At 49.9% G+C, this 17662-nt stretch carries 16 protein-coding genes; 9 read left to right on the top strand and 7 right to left on the bottom strand.

Annotated elements, in window-relative coordinates:
• Positions 1 to 3 precede the first annotated feature (3 nt).
• The 6 genes from hypB to hypE are packed head-to-tail and all read left to right on the top strand — an operon-like array spanning position 4 to position 6042.
• Positions 4 to 657 (top strand): hydrogenase nickel incorporation protein HypB, encoded by a 654-nt coding sequence (hypB, locus tag IPP66_07665; GenBank protein MBK9925154.1) that lies wholly within the window; start codon positions 4 to 6, stop codon positions 655 to 657.
• Complete coding sequence (gene hypF, locus IPP66_07660; GenBank protein ID MBK9925153.1) at positions 657 to 2978, top strand: carbamoyltransferase HypF; 2322 nt, start codon at positions 657 to 659, stop codon at positions 2976 to 2978. Before hypB ends, hypF begins: the two co-directional genes overlap by 1 nt.
• A gap of 1 nt (position 2979) precedes the next feature.
• Positions 2980 to 3237, top strand: a complete 258-nt coding sequence (locus tag IPP66_07655) for a HypC/HybG/HupF family hydrogenase formation chaperone (GenBank protein MBK9925152.1) — start codon at positions 2980 to 2982, stop codon at positions 3235 to 3237.
• A complete protein-coding gene (gene hypD, locus IPP66_07650; GenBank protein ID MBK9925151.1) occupies positions 3234 to 4349 on the top strand; it encodes a hydrogenase formation protein HypD in 1116 nt (371 codons plus the stop codon). Before IPP66_07655 ends, hypD begins: the two co-directional genes overlap by 4 nt.
• A gap of 38 nt (positions 4350 to 4387) precedes the next feature.
• Positions 4388 to 4936 (top strand): transposase, encoded by a 549-nt coding sequence (locus IPP66_07645; protein MBK9925150.1) that lies wholly within the window; start codon positions 4388 to 4390, stop codon positions 4934 to 4936.
• A gap of 44 nt (positions 4937 to 4980) precedes the next feature.
• Positions 4981 to 6042: a hydrogenase expression/formation protein HypE gene (hypE, locus tag IPP66_07640; GenBank protein ID MBK9925149.1), complete on the top strand. Its 1062-nt coding sequence runs from the start codon at positions 4981 to 4983 to the stop codon at positions 6040 to 6042.
• A 3-nt stretch (positions 6043 to 6045) separates the two neighbouring features.
• Here hypE and IPP66_07635 read toward each other — a convergent pair whose 3' ends face one another.
• The 7 genes from IPP66_07635 to IPP66_07605 form a co-directional block, all read right to left on the bottom strand.
• Positions 6046 to 7161, bottom strand: a complete 1116-nt coding sequence (locus tag IPP66_07635) for a DUF2817 domain-containing protein (protein ID MBK9925148.1) — start codon at positions 7159 to 7161, stop codon at positions 6046 to 6048.
• The gene (locus IPP66_07630; protein MBK9925147.1) at positions 7161 to 8609 is read right to left on the bottom strand and encodes a YfcC family protein; all 1449 of its coding nucleotides are present in this window, start codon (positions 8607 to 8609) and stop codon (positions 7161 to 7163) included. Before IPP66_07630 ends, IPP66_07635 begins: the two co-directional genes overlap by 1 nt.
• 66 nt (positions 8610 to 8675) lie before the next feature.
• Positions 8676 to 9356 carry a DUF4386 domain-containing protein gene (locus IPP66_07625; protein MBK9925146.1) on the bottom strand — a complete coding sequence of 227 codons (681 nt, stop codon included), beginning with the start codon at positions 9354 to 9356 and terminating at the stop codon, positions 8676 to 8678.
• Positions 9357 to 9458: 102 nt separating this feature from the next.
• Complete coding sequence (gene crtI, locus IPP66_07620; protein MBK9925145.1) at positions 9459 to 10940, bottom strand: phytoene desaturase; 1482 nt, start codon at positions 10938 to 10940, stop codon at positions 9459 to 9461.
• 106 nt (positions 10941 to 11046) lie between these two features.
• Positions 11047 to 11991, bottom strand: a complete 945-nt coding sequence (locus IPP66_07615) for a squalene/phytoene synthase family protein (GenBank protein MBK9925144.1) — start codon at positions 11989 to 11991, stop codon at positions 11047 to 11049.
• 190 nt (positions 11992 to 12181) lie between these two features.
• Positions 12182 to 13390: an MFS transporter gene (locus tag IPP66_07610; GenBank protein MBK9925143.1), complete on the bottom strand. Its 1209-nt coding sequence runs from the start codon at positions 13388 to 13390 to the stop codon at positions 12182 to 12184.
• Positions 13391 to 13557: 167 nt separating this feature from the next.
• Entirely contained in the window at positions 13558 to 14169 is a 612-nt protein-coding gene (locus IPP66_07605; GenBank protein ID MBK9925142.1) for a TetR/AcrR family transcriptional regulator, read from the bottom strand.
• An 83-nt stretch (positions 14170 to 14252) separates the two neighbouring features.
• Here IPP66_07605 and IPP66_07600 point away from each other — a divergent pair, with 83 nt between their 5' ends.
• From IPP66_07600 to IPP66_07590, 3 genes are read left to right on the top strand one after another with little or no spacing between them, the layout of a single operon-like run.
• A complete protein-coding gene (locus IPP66_07600; protein MBK9925141.1) occupies positions 14253 to 14939 on the top strand; it encodes a class II aldolase/adducin family protein in 687 nt (228 codons plus the stop codon).
• Position 14940: 1 nt separating this feature from the next.
• Positions 14941 to 16386 carry an aminotransferase class III-fold pyridoxal phosphate-dependent enzyme gene (locus IPP66_07595; GenBank protein MBK9925140.1) on the top strand — a complete coding sequence of 482 codons (1446 nt, stop codon included), beginning with the start codon at positions 14941 to 14943 and terminating at the stop codon, positions 16384 to 16386.
• A gap of 58 nt (positions 16387 to 16444) precedes the next feature.
• Positions 16445 to 17644, top strand: coding sequence for an MFS transporter (locus tag IPP66_07590; protein ID MBK9925139.1), 1200 nt, complete (start codon positions 16445 to 16447; stop codon positions 17642 to 17644).
• Positions 17645 to 17662 lie beyond the last annotated feature (18 nt).

Genomic DNA, 17662 nt, shown 5'->3' with positions numbered 1-17662 from the left:
ACCATGACAGAACGAATCCCCGTAGTTGAAAACATCCTTTCTGCCAACGACCGTTTGGCAGAGGAAAATCGTGCCCGTATCGAATCCGCTGGTGTCTTCTCCATCAACCTGATGGCATCGCCAGGTGCAGGCAAGACATCACTCATCGAAAAGACTCTCCCCCCCCTCAAAGACAAGTTGCGTGTCGCTGTTGTGGACGGTGACATCGCCACATCCCTCGATGCTGACCGTGCCGCCGCCGCTGGCGCACAGGCATCCATTCAAGTGAACACAGGCGGCGAATGTCACCTCGATGCGGTTATGTTGCATGGCGCACTCAACCAACTCGACCTCAAACAGTTCGACTTACTCATGGTCGAAAACGTCGGCAACCTCGTCTGCCCCGCAGAGTTCCGTCTCGGCACACACAAGTCCGTGCTCATCGCATCTGTCCCTGAGGGCGCAGACAAACCCTACAAATATCCAGGCATGTATCGTGGCGTCGATGCCCTCATCATCAACAAGATCGACCTCCTGCCCTACATCGACTTCGACATGGACTTCTTCCGTCGTGGCGTTGAAGCGCTCAACCCTGGCGTCATCACCTTCCCTGTTTCATGCCGCACTGGTGAAGGCATGGATGCCTGGATCAACTGGCTCATCGAAAACACAAAATAATGCATGGACTGCGCATCCACATCTCGGGCATTGTGCAAGGTGTCGGCTTCCGTCCGTTTGTTTACGGGCTCGCCGCTCGCTTTGCACTGAATGGTTGGGTGCGCAACACCTCCGCTGGTGTGGATATCGAAGTAGATGGGGATAAAGATGTTCTGGACTCTTTCCTCAAAGCATTGCGTGACGAAGCCCCGCCTCTTTCTCGCATAGACGAACTGACCGCTTCATACGGACCTGCAAGCGGATTCAGCACCTTTGACATTGTCCACTCTGAAGCCATTCCCTCCGCATTTCAACCCATCTCGCCTGATGTTTCCGTCTGTGACGATTGCCTGCGTGAAATGCTCGACCCCAACGACCGCCGTTTTCGCTATCCCTTCATCAACTGCACCAACTGCGGGCCTCGCTTCACGATCATTCAAGATATTCCCTACGACCGCCCCAAGACGACCATGGCTCCTTTTGCCATGTGTCCCGATTGCGAACGGGAATACAAGGACCCACTGAATCGAAGATTCCACGCCCAGCCTGTGGCATGTCCCGTGTGTGGACCGCAGGTAACGTTTGAACGTTTGAATGTTGGAACGCTAGCAAGTTCAGACGAAGCGATCATCAAAACACAAGACGCTTTTCTGAAAGGCGATATCGTCGCCATCAAAGGGCTTGGCGGATTCCATCTTGCCTGTGATGCGACGAATTCCCAAGCTGTCAGTGAACTTCGCAAGCGCAAACTCCGTGTGGACAAACCCTTTGCGTTGATGATGCCCAATGTTGAGATGATTGAACGACATTGCTTTGTAAGCGAAGCCGAGCGGGAGTTGTTGACATCGTCCGCACGCCCAATTGTTTTGTTGAAACGCAAGCCCGAATCCAATATCGCCGAAGAAGTTGCCCCCAAGCAAGATTGGATCGGTGTGATGTTGCCATACACGCCTTTGCATCACTTGCTCTTCACCGACTCGATGCCGCCTTTGGTTATGACCAGCGGCAACCTCTCCGAAGAACCTATTGCCACGGACAATGACGAAGCTCGCACACGCCTTGCGTCACTGGCAGATGCCTTCCTCATGCACAATCGAGATATTCATATTCGATGCGATGATTCGGTTGTTCGAGCCTTTGACCATAGACCATTGACCATAGACCGTGATTTATCGTCCACCGTCCGCCGTCCATCGTCTGTTTACCCCATCCGTCGTTCACGTGGATACTCTCCCTTCCCTGTCAAACTTCCGTTTGAAGTACCGCAAATATTGGCAGCGGGCTCGGAGTTGAAGAATACATTTTGCATCACAAATAAGAATTATGCTTTCTTGAGTCATCACATTGGGGACATGGAAAATTACGAGACGCTGAAATCATACGAGCAAGGTGTCGAGCATTTCGAGCGACTCTTCCGTGTGAAGCCTGAAGCGATCGCATATGATTTACACCCGAATTATTTGGCGACTCGTTATGCGCTGGAACGAGCCGAACGGGAGAATATCCCAACAATTGGTGTGCAACATCATCATGCGCATATCGTCGCTTGCATGGCAGAGCATGGGCTGGACGGCTCACATCCTGTCATTGGAGTTTCGTTCGATGGGACAGGTTATGGCGAGGATGGAGCCATTTGGGGCGGGGAATTTTTAGTAGCGGATTACAAGTCCTATCAACGAGCGTTTCACTTGGAGTATTTCCCGTTACCGGGCGGAGATGCGGCGGTCAAGAAGCCTGCTCGCACGGCTTTGGCTTTGTTGTGGAGTTTGGGACTCGAATGGGATGAACGGCTTGCATCCGTGATGGAATTTAGCGAGACCGAACGCACCCTGTTACGCACACAACTCGAAAAGAAAATCAACACACCGTCTACATCCAGCATGGGACGGTTGTTCGATGCGGTGGCGGCTTTGGCGGGCGTGAGGCAGGCGGTCAATTATGAGGGGCAGGCGGCGATTGAATTTGAGGCTTTGGGGGATTCGGCTGAAGAGGAGATATATTCCTTCGGACTGAATCAGGATCAGGTCCAGTTAAGAGGCGTGATTCAGGCGCTGATCAAAGATGTGATGGCGGGAATCCCCACGTCTAAAGTATCGGCTCGTTTTCACAACGGTTTGGCAGAGGGTGTGCGGATGGTTGTGCGGAAAATGAGCCAAGATTCGGGGATTCGAGAGGTTGCATTATCTGGCGGAGTTTGGCAGAATATCACACTATTACGACGAACATTGTCACTATTGGAAAATGACGGTTTTGAAGTATACATACACCGAGAAGTGCCGACGAATGACGGCGGGCTTTCGCTTGGACAGGCGATGATCGCCGCAGGCAGATTAAGAGGATAAGATGTGTTTAGCGATACCAGGAAAAATTGTTGAGATCTTTGAGCGCGATGGCTTGAAGATGGCGAAGGTGGATTACGGAAATATCTTCCGTGAGACTTGTTTGGAATATGTACCCGAAGCGCAGGTCGGTGAATATTGCGTGGTGCATGTGGGCTTTGCGATCAGCGTGATGAACGAGGAAGATGCTCAGGAATCATTGGCATTGTTGAAGGAAATCTCGGACATCGAGGAAGAGCTGGGGAAGGAAGATGCGCCATGAAGTACATGGATGAATATCGTGACGCTGAACTGGTAAAGGGCGTGATCGAGAAGATCCGCCGCACTGTGACTCGTCCGTGGGTATTGATGGAAATATGCGGCGGTCAGACACATGCGATTGTGCGGCATGGCATCGACCAGTTGTTGCCGCCTGAAATTGAATTGGTGCATGGACCAGGCTGTCCTGTGTGTGTAACGCCGCTGGAGTTAATTGATAAAGCGTTGGCGATTGCCGCAAGACCTGATGTGATCTTCTGTTCGTACGGTGATATGTTGCGTGTGCCCGGGACAGGTCGTGACCTGTTCTCAATCAAGGCACAGGGCGGCGACGTACGTGTGGTCTATTCTCCGCTCGATGCGGTGAAACTGGCAAAGCAAAACCCTGATAAGCAGGTTGTGTTCTTTGCGATCGGGTTCGAGACCACTGCCCCTCCGAATGTGATGAGCATTCTACAGGCGCAACGACTCGGGCTGACAAATTTTTCGATCCTGGTTTCGCATGTCCGTGTGCCACCTGCGATCAAGGCAATATTGGGCTCACCAAGTAATCGTGTGCAAGGATTTTTGCTGGCGGGTCACGTCAGTGCAGTGATGGGGTATTGGGAATATCCGCCGTTGGTGGATGAGTTCCAGATCCCGATGGTTGTGACAGGTTTCGAGCCACTTGATATTGTGCAAGGTATTTTGAAAACAGTCGAGTTGTTGGAAGCAGGTAAGATCGAAGTGGCGAATGCATATTCACGTGCCGTGAACTTTGATGGAAATCTGCCTGCACAGAAAACGATCAACCAAGTTTTCGAAGAAGTGGATCGTAAATGGCGCGGCATTGGAATGATCCCGATGAGCGGCTGGGGTCTACGCCCCGAGTTCGATGCATTCAACGCTGAGAAACGTTTTGATGTAGAAGCGATCACAGCCGATGAGTCACCGCTCTGTATTGCGGGTCAGATCCTGCAAGGGTTGAAGAAGCCGCATCATTGTCCTGCGTTCGGTAAACAATGTACACCTGAAAATCCGCTCGGCGCGACGATGGTGTCGACAGAAGGTGCTTGTGCGGCGTATTATCGGTATGGAAGGGATCGGATTCCGCAAGTTCTACTTGCGGACAATTGATCCAGAAATAGAACTTCTGGGTTCCATGCAAGAATTAAATGGATATTTACAAACCATACCCACACAACCCACCACATTGGTTTGTTTCCAATGCCATGTACATGGTGACAGGCTCCACGCTTTACAAGCAGCCACTTTTAGATACAGATGAAAAGAAAGCTAACTTTTGCGAAACATTGATTGAGCGGGCACAAATATTAAACTGGGAACTGGAAGCTTGGTTTGTAATGTCCACGCATTATCATTTCATCGGCAGAAGCCCAGAAAATGCGCTTTCCTTGAAAACATTAGTACAGGGTGTTCATTCGATCAATGCAAAATTTGTAAATCAGATTGACGGAACACCTAGACGAAGAGTCTGGTACAACTATTGGGATACCTGCATCCAAACGGAAAGCTCTTATTATGCTCGAATGAATTATGTGTTTCTTAATCCTGTAAAGCATAAGCTCGTGCAAAACCCTGAAGAGTATCCGTTTTCGAGTTATAAGTATTTCCTGGAAAATGCGGAACCTGATTTTAAGAAATTGGTTCTATCGCAATCAATCGACGATTTACAAATTGAAGATGATTTTGATCCCGAATAATTATCCCGAAGTAGAACTTCGGGATTCCAGTCAGAAGGTGAATTATGTCTGAGACAGTCAACATCGAAGGTGCAGTGTGTGCGCCACCATTACCGCACAGCGAACAGATCGTCATGGGTCACGGTGCAGGTGGACGAATGAGTCACCAACTTATTCAGAAGGCATTCGTATCCGCATTTCAGAATCCAGCCTTGCAGGCAGGTGATGATGCGGCGATGCTTCAAGTCCCCGCTGGGATGCAACTCTCCATCAGCACCGATGCGCATGTAGTCATGCCATTGTTCTTCCCTGGTGGCGATATCGGCAAGCTTGCCATTTGTGGCACGGTCAATGACGTGGCCATGCTCGGCGCAAAGCCTCTTTACCTAACAGCAGGCTTTATCCTTGAAGAAGGTCTGCCGATCAGCACACTTCAACAAGTCATTGCATCCATGCAGTCAGCGGCACAAGAAGCGGGCGTGCAGATCGTTGCTGGTGATACAAAGGTTGTGCAAAAAGGCAAAGCCGATGGTCTCTACATCACCACGGCGGGCGTCGGTATCATGCCCATCGGCACGAACATCAGCGGCAGGCTCGCACAACCTGGCGATGTGATCATCCTCTCGGGTTCCCTTGGCGATCACGGCATCGCTGTCCTTGGCGCACGTGGCGAACTCGGTTTTGAATCCACCATTCAAAGCGACGTCGCTCCGCTTAATCATTTGATCGAGGCGATGATGAATGCCAGCAAGAACATCCACGTGTTGCGTGACCCGACTCGTGGCGGACTGGCGACGACTCTCAACGAAATCGCGACTCAATCCAACGTGGGCATTTCACTGGATGAAAAGACGATTCCTGTTCACCCCGAGGTTGCTTCGGCTTGCGAGATGCTCGGATTTGACCCCCTCTACATTGCTAATGAAGGCAAGCTCGTTGCGTTCGTTGCAAAGGAAGATGCAGATGCTGTGTTGAAGGCAATGAAGTCCACCCGATACGGTGAAGGATCGGTCATCATTGGAGAAGTCACCGCCGAGCCGAAGGGACGAGTCCTACTCAAGACATCCTTTGGCAGTACACGTGTTGTGGATATGCTCGCAGGGGAAATGCTTCCACGAATCTGCTAAGTATTACAGAACGTGATAGGCTGAGAATATTCCGTTAAATGCCTGCCTGCAATCGGCAATAGCCTTTTCACGCCACCTGGCTTCAGATGGGAAATATAATTCTGAGAATTCAGAGCGGACTTTTGTCTCGGTCTGTTTATCTTTAGCCCCATGCCAATACAGTTGACTCTCGAAGATCATCGTTCGTAGACTGCGCAGACGTGAGAGTAAAGAGTCACCATACGTACCAAATTCCAACGCACACGCAAAGATATGCTTGTCTGGAAAATGTTCATCCCGCAATTGATAAGAATAATCGGTGATATCGCCATTGATCGCGTAGAACTCTTTGTGGTCTCCTCGTAGCACCAGGGGATACTTGAATTTGGCAGAAAGCTCTGCTGAATTCAATGGTTCACGCGGCACTACTGTGATGCTCATTTGGTAACGGGGGCCATATCCAGAATGCATATCCAGATGTACAACGGTTTGGTATTGCTCCAAAGATTGGCGGAGAAGACCGATCATCACCTCGGTTTCTTCTTCATAGTGTGCGCCGCCGTAATACATAGCTTTGGGTTCGGCATATTGTCCCAGCAAAGCGGCATATGTAAGTGCAGAAGCACCTTCAAAGATCAATGCTTTGAGAGTGTTCCCGGCAAAATTAAGTGTTTCAGTGGCAAACGAACGGAGCGGGTGAGACGGCGCAAGAAAGTCCTTAAGTTTCAGGAAATACGGATTGTTGGATGGATCGAATTTGCCGTTATAGGAAAAATTACGATTCAAGTCAACGCCATTCTCATTGACCTTGCGGCTATATTTCATCCCCCATGGATTGATCGTGTGAACAAGCAATAAGCCTGTGTTTTCAACATTGATACGGGGGGCAAACTCGTCCATGAATAGTTTGAGCATGGCCGAACCAATATAGCCCTCAATGCCATGTTCCCCGGTAGAAATGATAATGAGATTCTCTTTCTTTTGCGGCTCGGCCCAGAGCCAGTCCATACTCAGGTCAGGATAATCTTTTAGCGGATGAGACTCAAGGCGTGTAGATTGCCATTTGGGGCGAAGCAGTTCCACGTCACGAAGGAAGCGTGCGCGAGAGGCCTCGTAGGATTCAGGGAAAAGAGAATTCATTAGAACGGCCCAAAGTTGATTGCTACAGCGATTCCTAAAAATGCAACGGTGGCAAGGATGACCCACAGCCAAAGTTTGGCGGTCCAGCGAAGCCACTTGGGATAGCTAACCACGGTAAGGCCAAGGCTGATAAGCAGAACCGGGTTGGTGGGATAGGCAAGGTTGGAGAAGCCATCACCAAAGATGTAAGCCAACACAGCGGTCTGGCGCGTGACACCGATGATATCGGCCAGAGGGAGAACGATTGGCATGATCAAAAAGGCTTTTGCAGAACCTGATGCGATAAAGAATTCGACTCCAAGCGCAAGGGCATAGACAACAAGCGCGGCAGGGAATGAGCCGATCTGTTTGAAGGGTTCGGCCGCGGCGTGGAGGATCGTGTCTGTGACGCCGCCGCTATCAATGATGTAGCGAATACTGGCGGCCATAAGAATGAGAGGAACTGACGGGGCAAGGCCGCCCCAACCTTCGATCAATCCCTGCCAGACTGTTTTACCACTTGCACCTGAGATGAAGCCTGCCCCCAACCCACCGATGAGAAAAAGAATACCAACCAGAGGAAGTGCGTAATCTGAAATGGCTGGCACGAACGGACCCGACAGCATCACAAGAAAGATGAAAATTAAAAAGATACCAAAGAAATTCATGGCACGATTTTGCTTCGGGTCTTCTTCAGTGAATGATTGATCCAGGCTTTCATACTTTGCCCGCTCTGCACTGTCTTCATTGTAGATAAGAGACGCTTTGGGATCTTTATCTATCTTGCGTGCATATGCAGAAAGGAACCACATGAAGAGAAGATAAATCGTTATGAAAATGATGATACGAAACCAGGCACCAGAGAAAAGAGGCAGGTCTGCAATGCCCTGTGCCACACCGAGAGTATATGGATTTGAGATAGCGGCGGAGAATCCCATATTTGTCGCAAGGATCGACATCCCCAAGCCAACGAGCGCATCCCAGCCAAGAGAATAGGAAAGTGCGATCATCACTGGCACAAGCAGGACCACTTCTTCAAATGTACCAAGCGTTGCACCGAGGAACATAAAGGCCAGTGAAACCATCCACAGAAGCATGTATTTGCGGTCGCGAAATTGACGCACGATGCGCCCAATAAACGCTCGCAAGGTACCGGTCTTATCCATGACAGCAAAGGCGCCACCCGCAAAGAACAGGACAACGATGATGACGATAACGGTCAATCCGCTTTCGCTACCAAGCACTTCAACAGGCGCTACGAACCAACGCCAGATCGGGTAGTCAGGCTTATCTACGAATTGAAACGAGGAAGGGTCAATGGTCTGTCGGCCATCTACATCGAGGTGGGTGTATTGCCCGGCTGGAATGACGAGTGTCAAAATCCCCGCGATCATCATCAATACAAACAAGATCACCAGCGATTGTATAAATGCTCGCTGGCTGATCTGTGCTCCTGCTTTTTGTTCCATGGTGAAGCTCCTGGGTGGGAAATTGGGCAAACTTTACCATAGATTTTTGGAGGCGTTTGTTAACTTTTATGGCAACTTGGACGAGTCAGTTTCAACACCTTTTATCAAAATCCAAACCCCGATAACCAACTCAAAGGGCACGTAGGGCAGATAAAAACCGAACGGAATGGTATACCCAAACATCTGTGTGAATGTCCCAAACAGCATTGGGAGGATCGTAACAAGTCCCCACAGTGACATCCACCGCGGGACGATGCCTGATTTATAGAGGAGATAATAAAACAGGATACCGCCAAAGCAAAACACCAACATGTGAAGTGTGTTGCCAACAAAATCCATAGACTCGTACATCACTTTTCCAAGGCGTAACAGTTCAACAGCTTGACCAGAAGTAGCATAGTCCTGGCTGAGGCGCAAAAGTGAGAAAGCATCCATCCGGCTGACTGCCAACAAGGCCACTTCCAGCCAATACAATCCAAGAGCAGTAAGAGCTATTTTTTCATTTTGTCTTCGCAAGGTTAGATACAGCATACTCCCCAAGAAGGCAACACCCATAGCCGTAAGCATATCCAACAGGATATTGGCCCGAAACACCGTAGGGTTTGTCGCAATCTTGAGCATTGTTCCGCCCATATCCCCTTCTACAAACCATGCACCTTTTAGAAAAGCACCACTCGCAAAGGAAGTAACGAACTGCAATAGGAAAGCAAGCCCCAAGACTCTGGAAGTTTTTGTTATCGTATTCATTTTTTATCTCCACGTATTCAACGAAAAAATGAAACGATTTATTCGGATAAGCGCCCAAATGAAATACGCCCACTCATGTCACAACATATCCGAGACAAAGGTTTAGAGCTTCAGATCATCTATGATTCGTTGCGCCGATTGTCGCCCCGAAACCATAGCTGTCGGCATGCCCGTCCCTGGGCGGGTGCTCGCGCCAGTGAAATACAAATTATGATAATGCGCATGTTTGTTATCAGGGCGGAAGTATCCCAACTGCATCAGGTTGTGGCACAGCCCGTGTGTGGAGCCTTTGACAAGGTTATAGCGTTTCTTCCATGAAAGCGGTGTGAATGTGGTCTCGAATTTGATATGTGATTCCAGATCGGTCACACCAACACTCGCTAATCGCCGCAAGACCTGTCGACGTGCTTCATCGCGCAAGGCCGCCCAATCCTGTTCACCATTCGCGCTCATGTGTCCTACAGGCACAATCGCGATCAAGGTGTCCTGTCCTTGCGGCGCCATGGTTGGGTCGAGTCGGGCTGGGGCGTGGATATAAAGACTGGGATTAGTAGGCAGGCTCAAATCACGAATGATCGAATCAAAGTTTTCGCGATAATCACTTGCGAGGAAAAGCATATGCGGCGGGAGCGTCTCGTAGGGCTTATCCATCCCCCAGAAAAAACTGATAACCGAACACGAATAGCGTTTGCGATCCAACTTTTTCGATTCGCCATCCTGCGGCAAAAGGTTTTGATAGACGTACGGGAGGTCGGCGTTGGCAAGGACGGCATCCGCATTCAATACCTGTCCGTTGACAATGACGCCACGCGCGCTTCTTTCTTTGACTTCGATTTGCTCCACTTTCGAATCAAATTGAAACTTCACCCCGGCCTCTTCTGCCAAAGACACGAGAGCTTCAACAATGCTATACATACCACCCTTGGGATAGTAGACACCGTGCGCCAACTCGGTGTAAGGCATCATCGAGAACGTGGCAGGCGCTTCGAACGGACTCAGCCCCATGTACACATCTTGAAACGTGAATGCGGATTTCAAACGCGGATCATCAAAGTAATGCGACATGTTGGCATAATGTTTTGTCAGAGGCTTGACCTGATGTACCAGAGGCAGGTTGCTAAGCTTGAAAAAATCAGAAGCTTTGCGAAAATCAGGTTTCACCAACTTCTCAATGCCGAGGTGATAGTGGCGTTGACCTTCGTCCATGTAGCGCAGTAGGTTTTGAAAACTCCCCGTTTCAAATTGTTCCATCTGCTTTTTCATGGAGTCCATATCAGACGTGAGTGCTAACTGACTGCCATCATCAAAAGCAAGGTGATAGGTCGGGTCAACACGTTGCAGATCAAGCACATCATGCATGGACGTTCCCAATGCATTGAATTCCGCCTCGTAGAGAAGCGGCATCACCAACAATGTGGGACCTGTATCGAAATGATGCCCATCACGGCTGATGCGATCACAGCGCCCGCCCGCGTGCGAGTTTTTCTCAACAATGGTCACATGCAAACCACGTTTTGCCAAATGAATAGCGGCAGTAAGCCCGCCAATGCCCGCCCCAATCACAATTACGTTTTTTGTTTTCATTTTTACACTCTATCTTTTTCAACTACAAAGGTCGCGAAGTCAACAAAGCGTTTAAGGCATAGACCTTAGTGTCCTTTGTGTACTTCGTGGTTAATGCTTTTCTAAATCATCTCTTATCCACCCGCACAGGTTGCGGCGCAAGTTTACGGGTCTCGGTTTTGAAAGAAGGCATCACAAATGCGGATGTCAACACATGCCAAGCCATCCACAAGCCAGCCTGTATACTTTTTCGCTCTGGATATTCTGAGCGCAGACAATAATTATCACGTTCGATGGCATTCAACATCCACTCGAAGCGCGCTGTGTAGGCGTATCCAGCCAAACGACAACGCCAGTTCTTCACCTGCGCTGTACATTCTCGCGATAACTGGAAATATCCGTGCGCCAATTGGACTCGTCCACAAACCCATTCACGGTACGCCTGGCTGGTCATATCCTGTGGCGAGATCCCACGTGCGGCAAGAACCTCACGCGGAATATTGAAATAGCCAGCCTCGACATCTTCCACCGCATCCCTCAGCATATGGGTCATATGAGCGGCAGTCACGGCCATATATCGCGCTTCGTGGCACGGTGAAGGATCATCGTGCCCAATGAAGTAATACATTGCTTCCGTCACAGCCTTCGCCAACTTGTGCGAATACTCGTACAACTCCGCCTGCGAGATCGCTTGTCCACGCCGATTCATATCGAAGACCATCACGTCCATCATGTTGCGCAGGTAAATTTGAAGTCCGCTATTCTTTTCGGTGTCGTGGCAGATGAGGTCAACCAACATCGATTCCTCGATGCATAGATCATTCGGGACTTCGCCTCGATAGCAAGAGTCTAATAAAAGTCTCTGCCGATCGACAAAAGCGCTTCTTTCCACGCTTGAGCCTGATTCCTGATCAATGACATCATCCACCCACCGAAAATATCCATATGCCCGAAATGCATCTTCCGCGCGACCACGATCTACAAAAAAGCGGATCGTGTAATACGTCTGTTTGCTGGCTGACCTGGTAATGGAAGCTGCCAGACTTCCACTTGATTGTGCTTTCCTGTTCATTGTCTCCTCAAAATAATTCCATAAATCATTGTGCGTTTTGCACATTACTATGATGTACGGGAATTAATCTGCGAAGTTGTTGAACCATCAGGTTGAATATATACAGGTCTGATTTATCGCATTCAAAATAAAAACGTCCATCGTTGACCGAACGATGGACGTAAAGTTATGACGTACTATTTCTAAGTGTTCAATCCAAATTACGGATGGCGGGATGTGTGATCGCGAGCAGGGCTACCAACGCCGTGATACCACCACCAAATAGAAATACAGGCGAGGGGCCGATCTTTTCAGTCAACACACCTGCAAGATACATACCGATCGGCATCAGGCTGAGTGAGCCCATTTGATCGATGCTCGAAACACGGCCCAATTGTTCGTTGGGAATCTTTTCCTGCAGGAGGTGAGTCCATGCCAACATACCGGCCTGCAACGCAATGCCATTGACCAATGCGGCGACAACGAGAGTCCACAAGGGAAGATGAAGCCCATAGAGACTGAGCATGATCGCGGCCAAAGCGAGAGTTGCGTTCATCAAGATTCCGCGACATGGAAGTTTTGAGTATCGCCCAAGCCATGTACCGCCGATCACATACCCGATGGGGAAAATGGAGAGAAGGAAACCAAGTCGCGTTACATCTTCCTTCATGAAATCACTGACGAGGAAGGGCATCGCCACCACATACGGACCGATCAACGTGACGTTGATCAACGAATAGATGGCAATCGTGATCCACAACCACGGTTTGGATAGCACCACGCGAACCCCCGCGCGAATATCTTCAAGAATGTGATTCTCTGAAGGCGTAGGGGCTAGGATTTTGGCAAAGAATAAGGGAATCAGGAGTCCAGCCGAAATTAAGAAAGAAGCGCCGTTGATAAAAAATGCGGCCGAGTTCCCCACCCAGGCCACGATCCATGCGCCGAGCGAAGGCCCCACCACACGTCCCAAATTGGAACTGATACTGGTTAAAGCGTTTGCCGAGGAAAGGTCTTCTTCAGGGACAACCTGCGGCACAACTGCAAAATAGGCAGGCGTAAAGAACGCGTCCACCATGCCGAAGAAAAAACTCGTAGCGTAAATATGCCAGACCTGTAATTGATCGAAATATGCAAGCCCCGCAACAAATAACACTACCATGGCGCGTCCCATGTCAGAGATCACCATCAACACAATGCGCGGCAAGCGGTCCACCATGGCGCCGCCCAACAAGAGGAATAAAACCGAAGGCGTGGCGACAAAGACCCACATCAATCCCATCGCTTCGGCGGAGCCGGTCTTTTGCAAGATCCACCACGAGAGTGCGATCTCATAGACGAAATCACCAAGGCGGGAGAGAGTTTGCCCGCTCCAAAGCAAGGCGAAGGAACGATGTTTGAGTGCGCGGAATGTAAACATGAGGCTCCAAACAGTAAAAAATAATTATAAGTGACTAGCCTTTCTCTTGGGGAGAAGGGCTAGAGGTGATGGCGAACTATATCACAGCAAGATTTTCGCGCGCCTCATCATTACGCCCCAACGATGGAAGTTTTACACAAAAAAGGGGAATAACCTTTCAATCACCCTTATGAACTCTTGGCAGATAAAACCATCTGCTCAACGGCAAACAACACGATCTCTTGAAGAGTATGCTCGTCAAGAATCGTATGAGAAATTTGCCCTTCGAGTGCAAGTGAAATAATGCCGTGTACCTGTCCCCATACCGCGACCGCCATCATCTCTGGCGGAGTGGCCCGCAACAACCCCACACCCTGACATGCCTGAATAATCTCCACTACCACTTCAAATGCTTTGCGAGAGGCATCTACAAAGGATGGATATTCCTTTTCTTTTTCCAATACGCCGGAAAACATGATCTTGAACGTATCCGTGTTTTGCATGGCAAATCGCACATACGCCCCCGCCCCCTCCATTAATTGACGTTTGGGATTGTCCTTGTATTTCTCTGTAGCAGATTGCAACGCATTATGCAGTTGATTGAAACCCTCAGTGGAAATTGCCGCGATAAGAGATTGTTTATCAGGGAAATGAGAATAGGGCGCGGAGTGACTCACCCCAGCCTTTTGCGCCACCTTGCGTAGGCTCAAACCGCCAGCCCCTTCCTTTGCAAGGATCTCAACGCCCGCTTTGATGAGCGCATTCTTCAAGTCACCGTGATGGTAGTTTTTTCGTGGCATATTAAAATCTTAAACGCCAATCTTGACGACGTCAAGATTTTAGCCTACAATCTAGACACTGTCTAGATACAAAGAGATATTCCATGAAAACTTTTGACTCTGAAAAACAACAAATTGTCGAAACCGCGCACGAATTGGTGCGCAAAGGATATTTGATGGCGACCGGAGGCAACCTCTCGTTGCGCATCCCCGGGCAGGATGCGTTTGCCATCACCCCCTCCAACTACGATTATATGAAGATGACCCCAGAGGACGTCTGCGTGCTGGATTTCAACTTGACGATGATCGACGGTCACCTCAAGCCGTCAGTTGAATCAGCGATGCACGGAGCCGTGTACCAAGCCCGGGCGGATGTGAACGCGGTTGTCCACACGCATCAGGTATATACCAGCGCATTGACGTTGATCAAAGCGCCGATCCCTGCCTTGTTCGATGAGCAGGCACGCTTCCTCGGGAAAAGCGTGGACATCATCCCCTACGCCCCATCGGGGACAGGTTTCCTCAAAAATACAGTTGCAAAGCATGTCAAGAATCATAACAACGCCTTCATGATGCAGAATCATGGCGCGCTGGTTTTTGGTCACGACATGGAACGTGCTGTTCACAACGTGGAAATTTTGGAAAAGTGTGCGTTGGCATATTTACTTGCGATTTGTACCGAACGCAAAGTTAGCAAAATTCCTTTGGCGGTGCGCGAGATTGCATTTGCAAAATTACGCAAGGATCAAAAGAAGGCCGAAAAAGGCGAAGAAGTGAAAGGCGGAGAATAATATGAGCGAACAAAAATACGCAATCAGCGAATATCACGACACAGACAAAGTGTACGCAAAACTGAACGATCTCGTCAGTCAGCCATTGCGCCATGTCAAGCGCGAGAAGATGCAAGAGTTCCTTTCTTATTTCGATACTCAGTGCAAACGCTCGAAGGAACTTACTGACGAAGCAAAGAAATATATCCCCGGTGGCGTACAACATAACCTCGCATTCAACTATCCCTTTCCCATCGCCATCGAAAAAGCAGAGGGCGCTCATCTTTGGGATGCAGATGGCAATCAATATATCGACTTCCTGCAAGCAGGTGGCCCCACTGTGCTCGGCAGTAACTATGCTCCCGTGCGCGAAAAGGTTTTTGAGATGTTGGGTTCGTGCGGGCCTGTCACTGGTTTGTTCCATGAATATGAATTGAAACTTGCGCAACTCGTCAACCGCTTCATGCCAGCTGTGGAAATGTTCCGCATGTTGGGCTCGGGTACCGAGAGCGTCATGGCGGCCATCCGTGCGGCGCGCGCATACACCAAAAAGAAATATGTTATCAAAGTCGGCGGTGCGTATCACGGCTGGAGCGACCCAATGGTTTACGGCCTGCATGTTCCGGGCACGGGGCGTCTCGAAGCAAAAGGCATTCCGCGTGGGGCCAGCGCATCTACGAAGGAATTTTTTCCGAACAGTCTCGGTGCGTTGAAGCGTCAGCTGATGTTCAACAGGCTAAGGGGCGGAACTGCTGCGGTTATCGTCGAACCATTAGGACCTGAATCAGGAACACGTCCCGTTCCATTTGACTTCAATCAAAAGGTGCGTGAATTGTGCGACGAGTTCGGAGCGCTTCTGATCTTCGACGAAGTTGTGACCGGCTTTCGAGTGGGCTTGGGTGGTGCTCAAGGTTATTTCGGCGTCAAACCCGATCTGACAGTGTTCGGCAAATGCATCACGGGCGGATACCCCATGGCAGGTGGAGTCGGCGGCCGCGCAGATGTGATCATGCGGTTCGCGGCAGGCATCGGCGGAGTCGGTGAACGTGCATATGTCGGTGGGACACTTTCAGCGAACCCTCTTTCCTGTGTCGCGGGTTATTACTCATTGTTGGAGATGGAACGAACCAACGCGCCCGTCATTGCGGGACGCGCCGGTGACAGACTCACAAAGGGCTTACAAGCCATCATTGAAAAGTATGCCCTTCCCTTCGTGGCATATAATCAAGGCTCTATCGTCCATCTGGAGACATCGGGCGTGATGTTGCTTGACTTGCGGAATCCAATCCGCTTGGCACGAGAACTCAAACCGCGCAAACACATGATCGAAGAGATGGGCGCAGCGTACATGTCGCAAGGCCTCGTCACACTGGCAGGCTCGCGCATGTACACGTCCATGGCAGATACAGATGCAGTGATCGACGACGCGTTGAACAAGTTTGAGGTTGTACTGTCGGCTTGTGCGTAAATCAAAAGGACGCTAAAGGTTTTAAAACCTTTAGCGTCTAAATACAAAAAGGAGCATCATGACAAACAACTACAAACTTTATGGGTATCGCTGGGTGGTGCTGGCAGTTTTTATGTTCATCAACCTAACCATTCAGATGTTGTGGATCACGTATGCTCCTATTACCGGACCTGCCGCAAAATTTTACGGGGTGACCGATCTGGAGATCGGCTTCCTCGCGATGACGTTCATGATCGCGTTCATCCCACTTTCCATTCCCGTTTCGTGGGTCATTGATACTTATGGCTTCAAACTTGCGGTCAGTATCGGTGCAGTATTGATGGGGGTCTTCGGTCTCCTGCGCGGATTGGCCGGTACAAATTACTCTCTCGTCCTGTGGAGCACGATTGGCATCGCCGCATCACAACCCTTTTTACTCAACGCATGGACCAAAGTCCCTGCCAATTGGTTTGCTATTGAAGAACGAGCCACTGCTGTTGGCATTGTCACTCTTGGTAATCTCATCGGTACGGCACTTGGATTGGTGCTCACTCCCATTCTGATTGAAACCATTTCCATACCAACGGTTCAGTTGATCTACGGTGGGATCGCGGCGTTCTCATCCGTTTTGTTCATTCTGCTCGCACGAGAGACTCCCCCCACCCCGCCCGGACCGGACGGAAGCGAGGTCCGTGCATTGATGTTGGACGGGTTGAAACATGCCATTAAGGTACGCCCCTTCTGGTTCAGTTTGGTAGTCTCGTTTATCGGATTGGGCGTCTTCAACGGCGTGACAACCTGGATCGAGGCAATGATCCGCCCGCGTGGGTTTACGCCCACAGATGCCGGCACACTCGGAGCGTTGATGATCGTCGGTGGCGTGATCGGAGCGGTGGTTATCCCTGCGTTATCCGACAAACAGCACAGACGTCAGCGGTATCTCTACGTGGCCTTTATCGGAGCGATCCCCGGCATGATCGGGTTGACCTTTGCAACCACCAGTTGGCTACTGTTCACATCCGCATTTGCAATGGGATTTTTCCTCGTCAGCGCCATGCCGATTGCCATGCAATATGCGGCAGAGATCACATACCCCACACCGGAAGGCACATCCAACGGCTTGATGCAGTTGACAGGTCAAGGCGCAGTGGTATTTGTCGCCATTATGGAGAAATTAAAAACATCCAACGGCTCGTTCACACCTGCTTTGTTGTTGGCAATTGGGTTATTGATCGCCAGCACGATCTTTGTCACTCAAATGAAAGATCCACAGAAATAGGTGATTCTGATACACTCA

Origin of the sequence: Candidatus Defluviilinea proxima (assembly GCA_016721115.1) — a bacterium.
GTDB classification, from domain to species: domain Bacteria; phylum Chloroflexota; class Anaerolineae; order Anaerolineales; family Villigracilaceae; genus Defluviilinea; species Defluviilinea proxima.
The sequence above is the reverse complement of the archived record's forward strand: the minus strand, read 5'-3'. Positions and strand labels throughout refer to the sequence as shown.

Bases quoted from the DNA above. Each gene is read 5' to 3' on its own strand.
- hypB (MBK9925154.1), top strand. From the start codon at position 4: ATGACAGAACGAATCCCCGTAGTTGAAAACATCCTTTCTGCCAACGAC.
- IPP66_07595 (MBK9925140.1), top strand. From the start codon at position 14,941: ATGAGCGAACAAAAATACGCAATCAGCGAATATCACGACACAGACAAA.
- hypD (MBK9925151.1), top strand. From the start codon at position 3,234: ATGAAGTACATGGATGAATATCGTGACGCTGAACTGGTAAAGGGCGTG.
- IPP66_07625 (MBK9925146.1), bottom strand. From the start codon at position 9,356: ATGAATACGATAACAAAAACTTCCAGAGTCTTGGGGCTTGCTTTCCTA.
- crtI (MBK9925145.1), bottom strand. From the start codon at position 10,940: ATGAAAACAAAAAACGTAATTGTGATTGGGGCGGGCATTGGCGGGCTT.
- IPP66_07615 (MBK9925144.1), bottom strand. From the start codon at position 11,991: ATGAACAGGAAAGCACAATCAAGTGGAAGTCTGGCAGCTTCCATTACC.
- IPP66_07605 (MBK9925142.1), bottom strand. From the start codon at position 14,169: ATGCCACGAAAAAACTACCATCACGGTGACTTGAAGAATGCGCTCATC.
- IPP66_07610 (MBK9925143.1), bottom strand. From the start codon at position 13,390: ATGTTTACATTCCGCGCACTCAAACATCGTTCCTTCGCCTTGCTTTGG.
- IPP66_07590 (MBK9925139.1), top strand. From the start codon at position 16,445: ATGACAAACAACTACAAACTTTATGGGTATCGCTGGGTGGTGCTGGCA.
- IPP66_07635 (MBK9925148.1), bottom strand. From the start codon at position 7,161: ATGAATTCTCTTTTCCCTGAATCCTACGAGGCCTCTCGCGCACGCTTC.
- IPP66_07655 (MBK9925152.1), top strand. From the start codon at position 2,980: ATGTGTTTAGCGATACCAGGAAAAATTGTTGAGATCTTTGAGCGCGAT.
- hypE (MBK9925149.1), top strand. From the start codon at position 4,981: ATGTCTGAGACAGTCAACATCGAAGGTGCAGTGTGTGCGCCACCATTA.
- IPP66_07600 (MBK9925141.1), top strand. From the start codon at position 14,253: ATGAAAACTTTTGACTCTGAAAAACAACAAATTGTCGAAACCGCGCAC.
- IPP66_07630 (MBK9925147.1), bottom strand. From the start codon at position 8,609: ATGGAACAAAAAGCAGGAGCACAGATCAGCCAGCGAGCATTTATACAA.
- hypF (MBK9925153.1), top strand. From the start codon at position 657: ATGCATGGACTGCGCATCCACATCTCGGGCATTGTGCAAGGTGTCGGC.
- IPP66_07645 (MBK9925150.1), top strand. From the start codon at position 4,388: ATGGATATTTACAAACCATACCCACACAACCCACCACATTGGTTTGTT.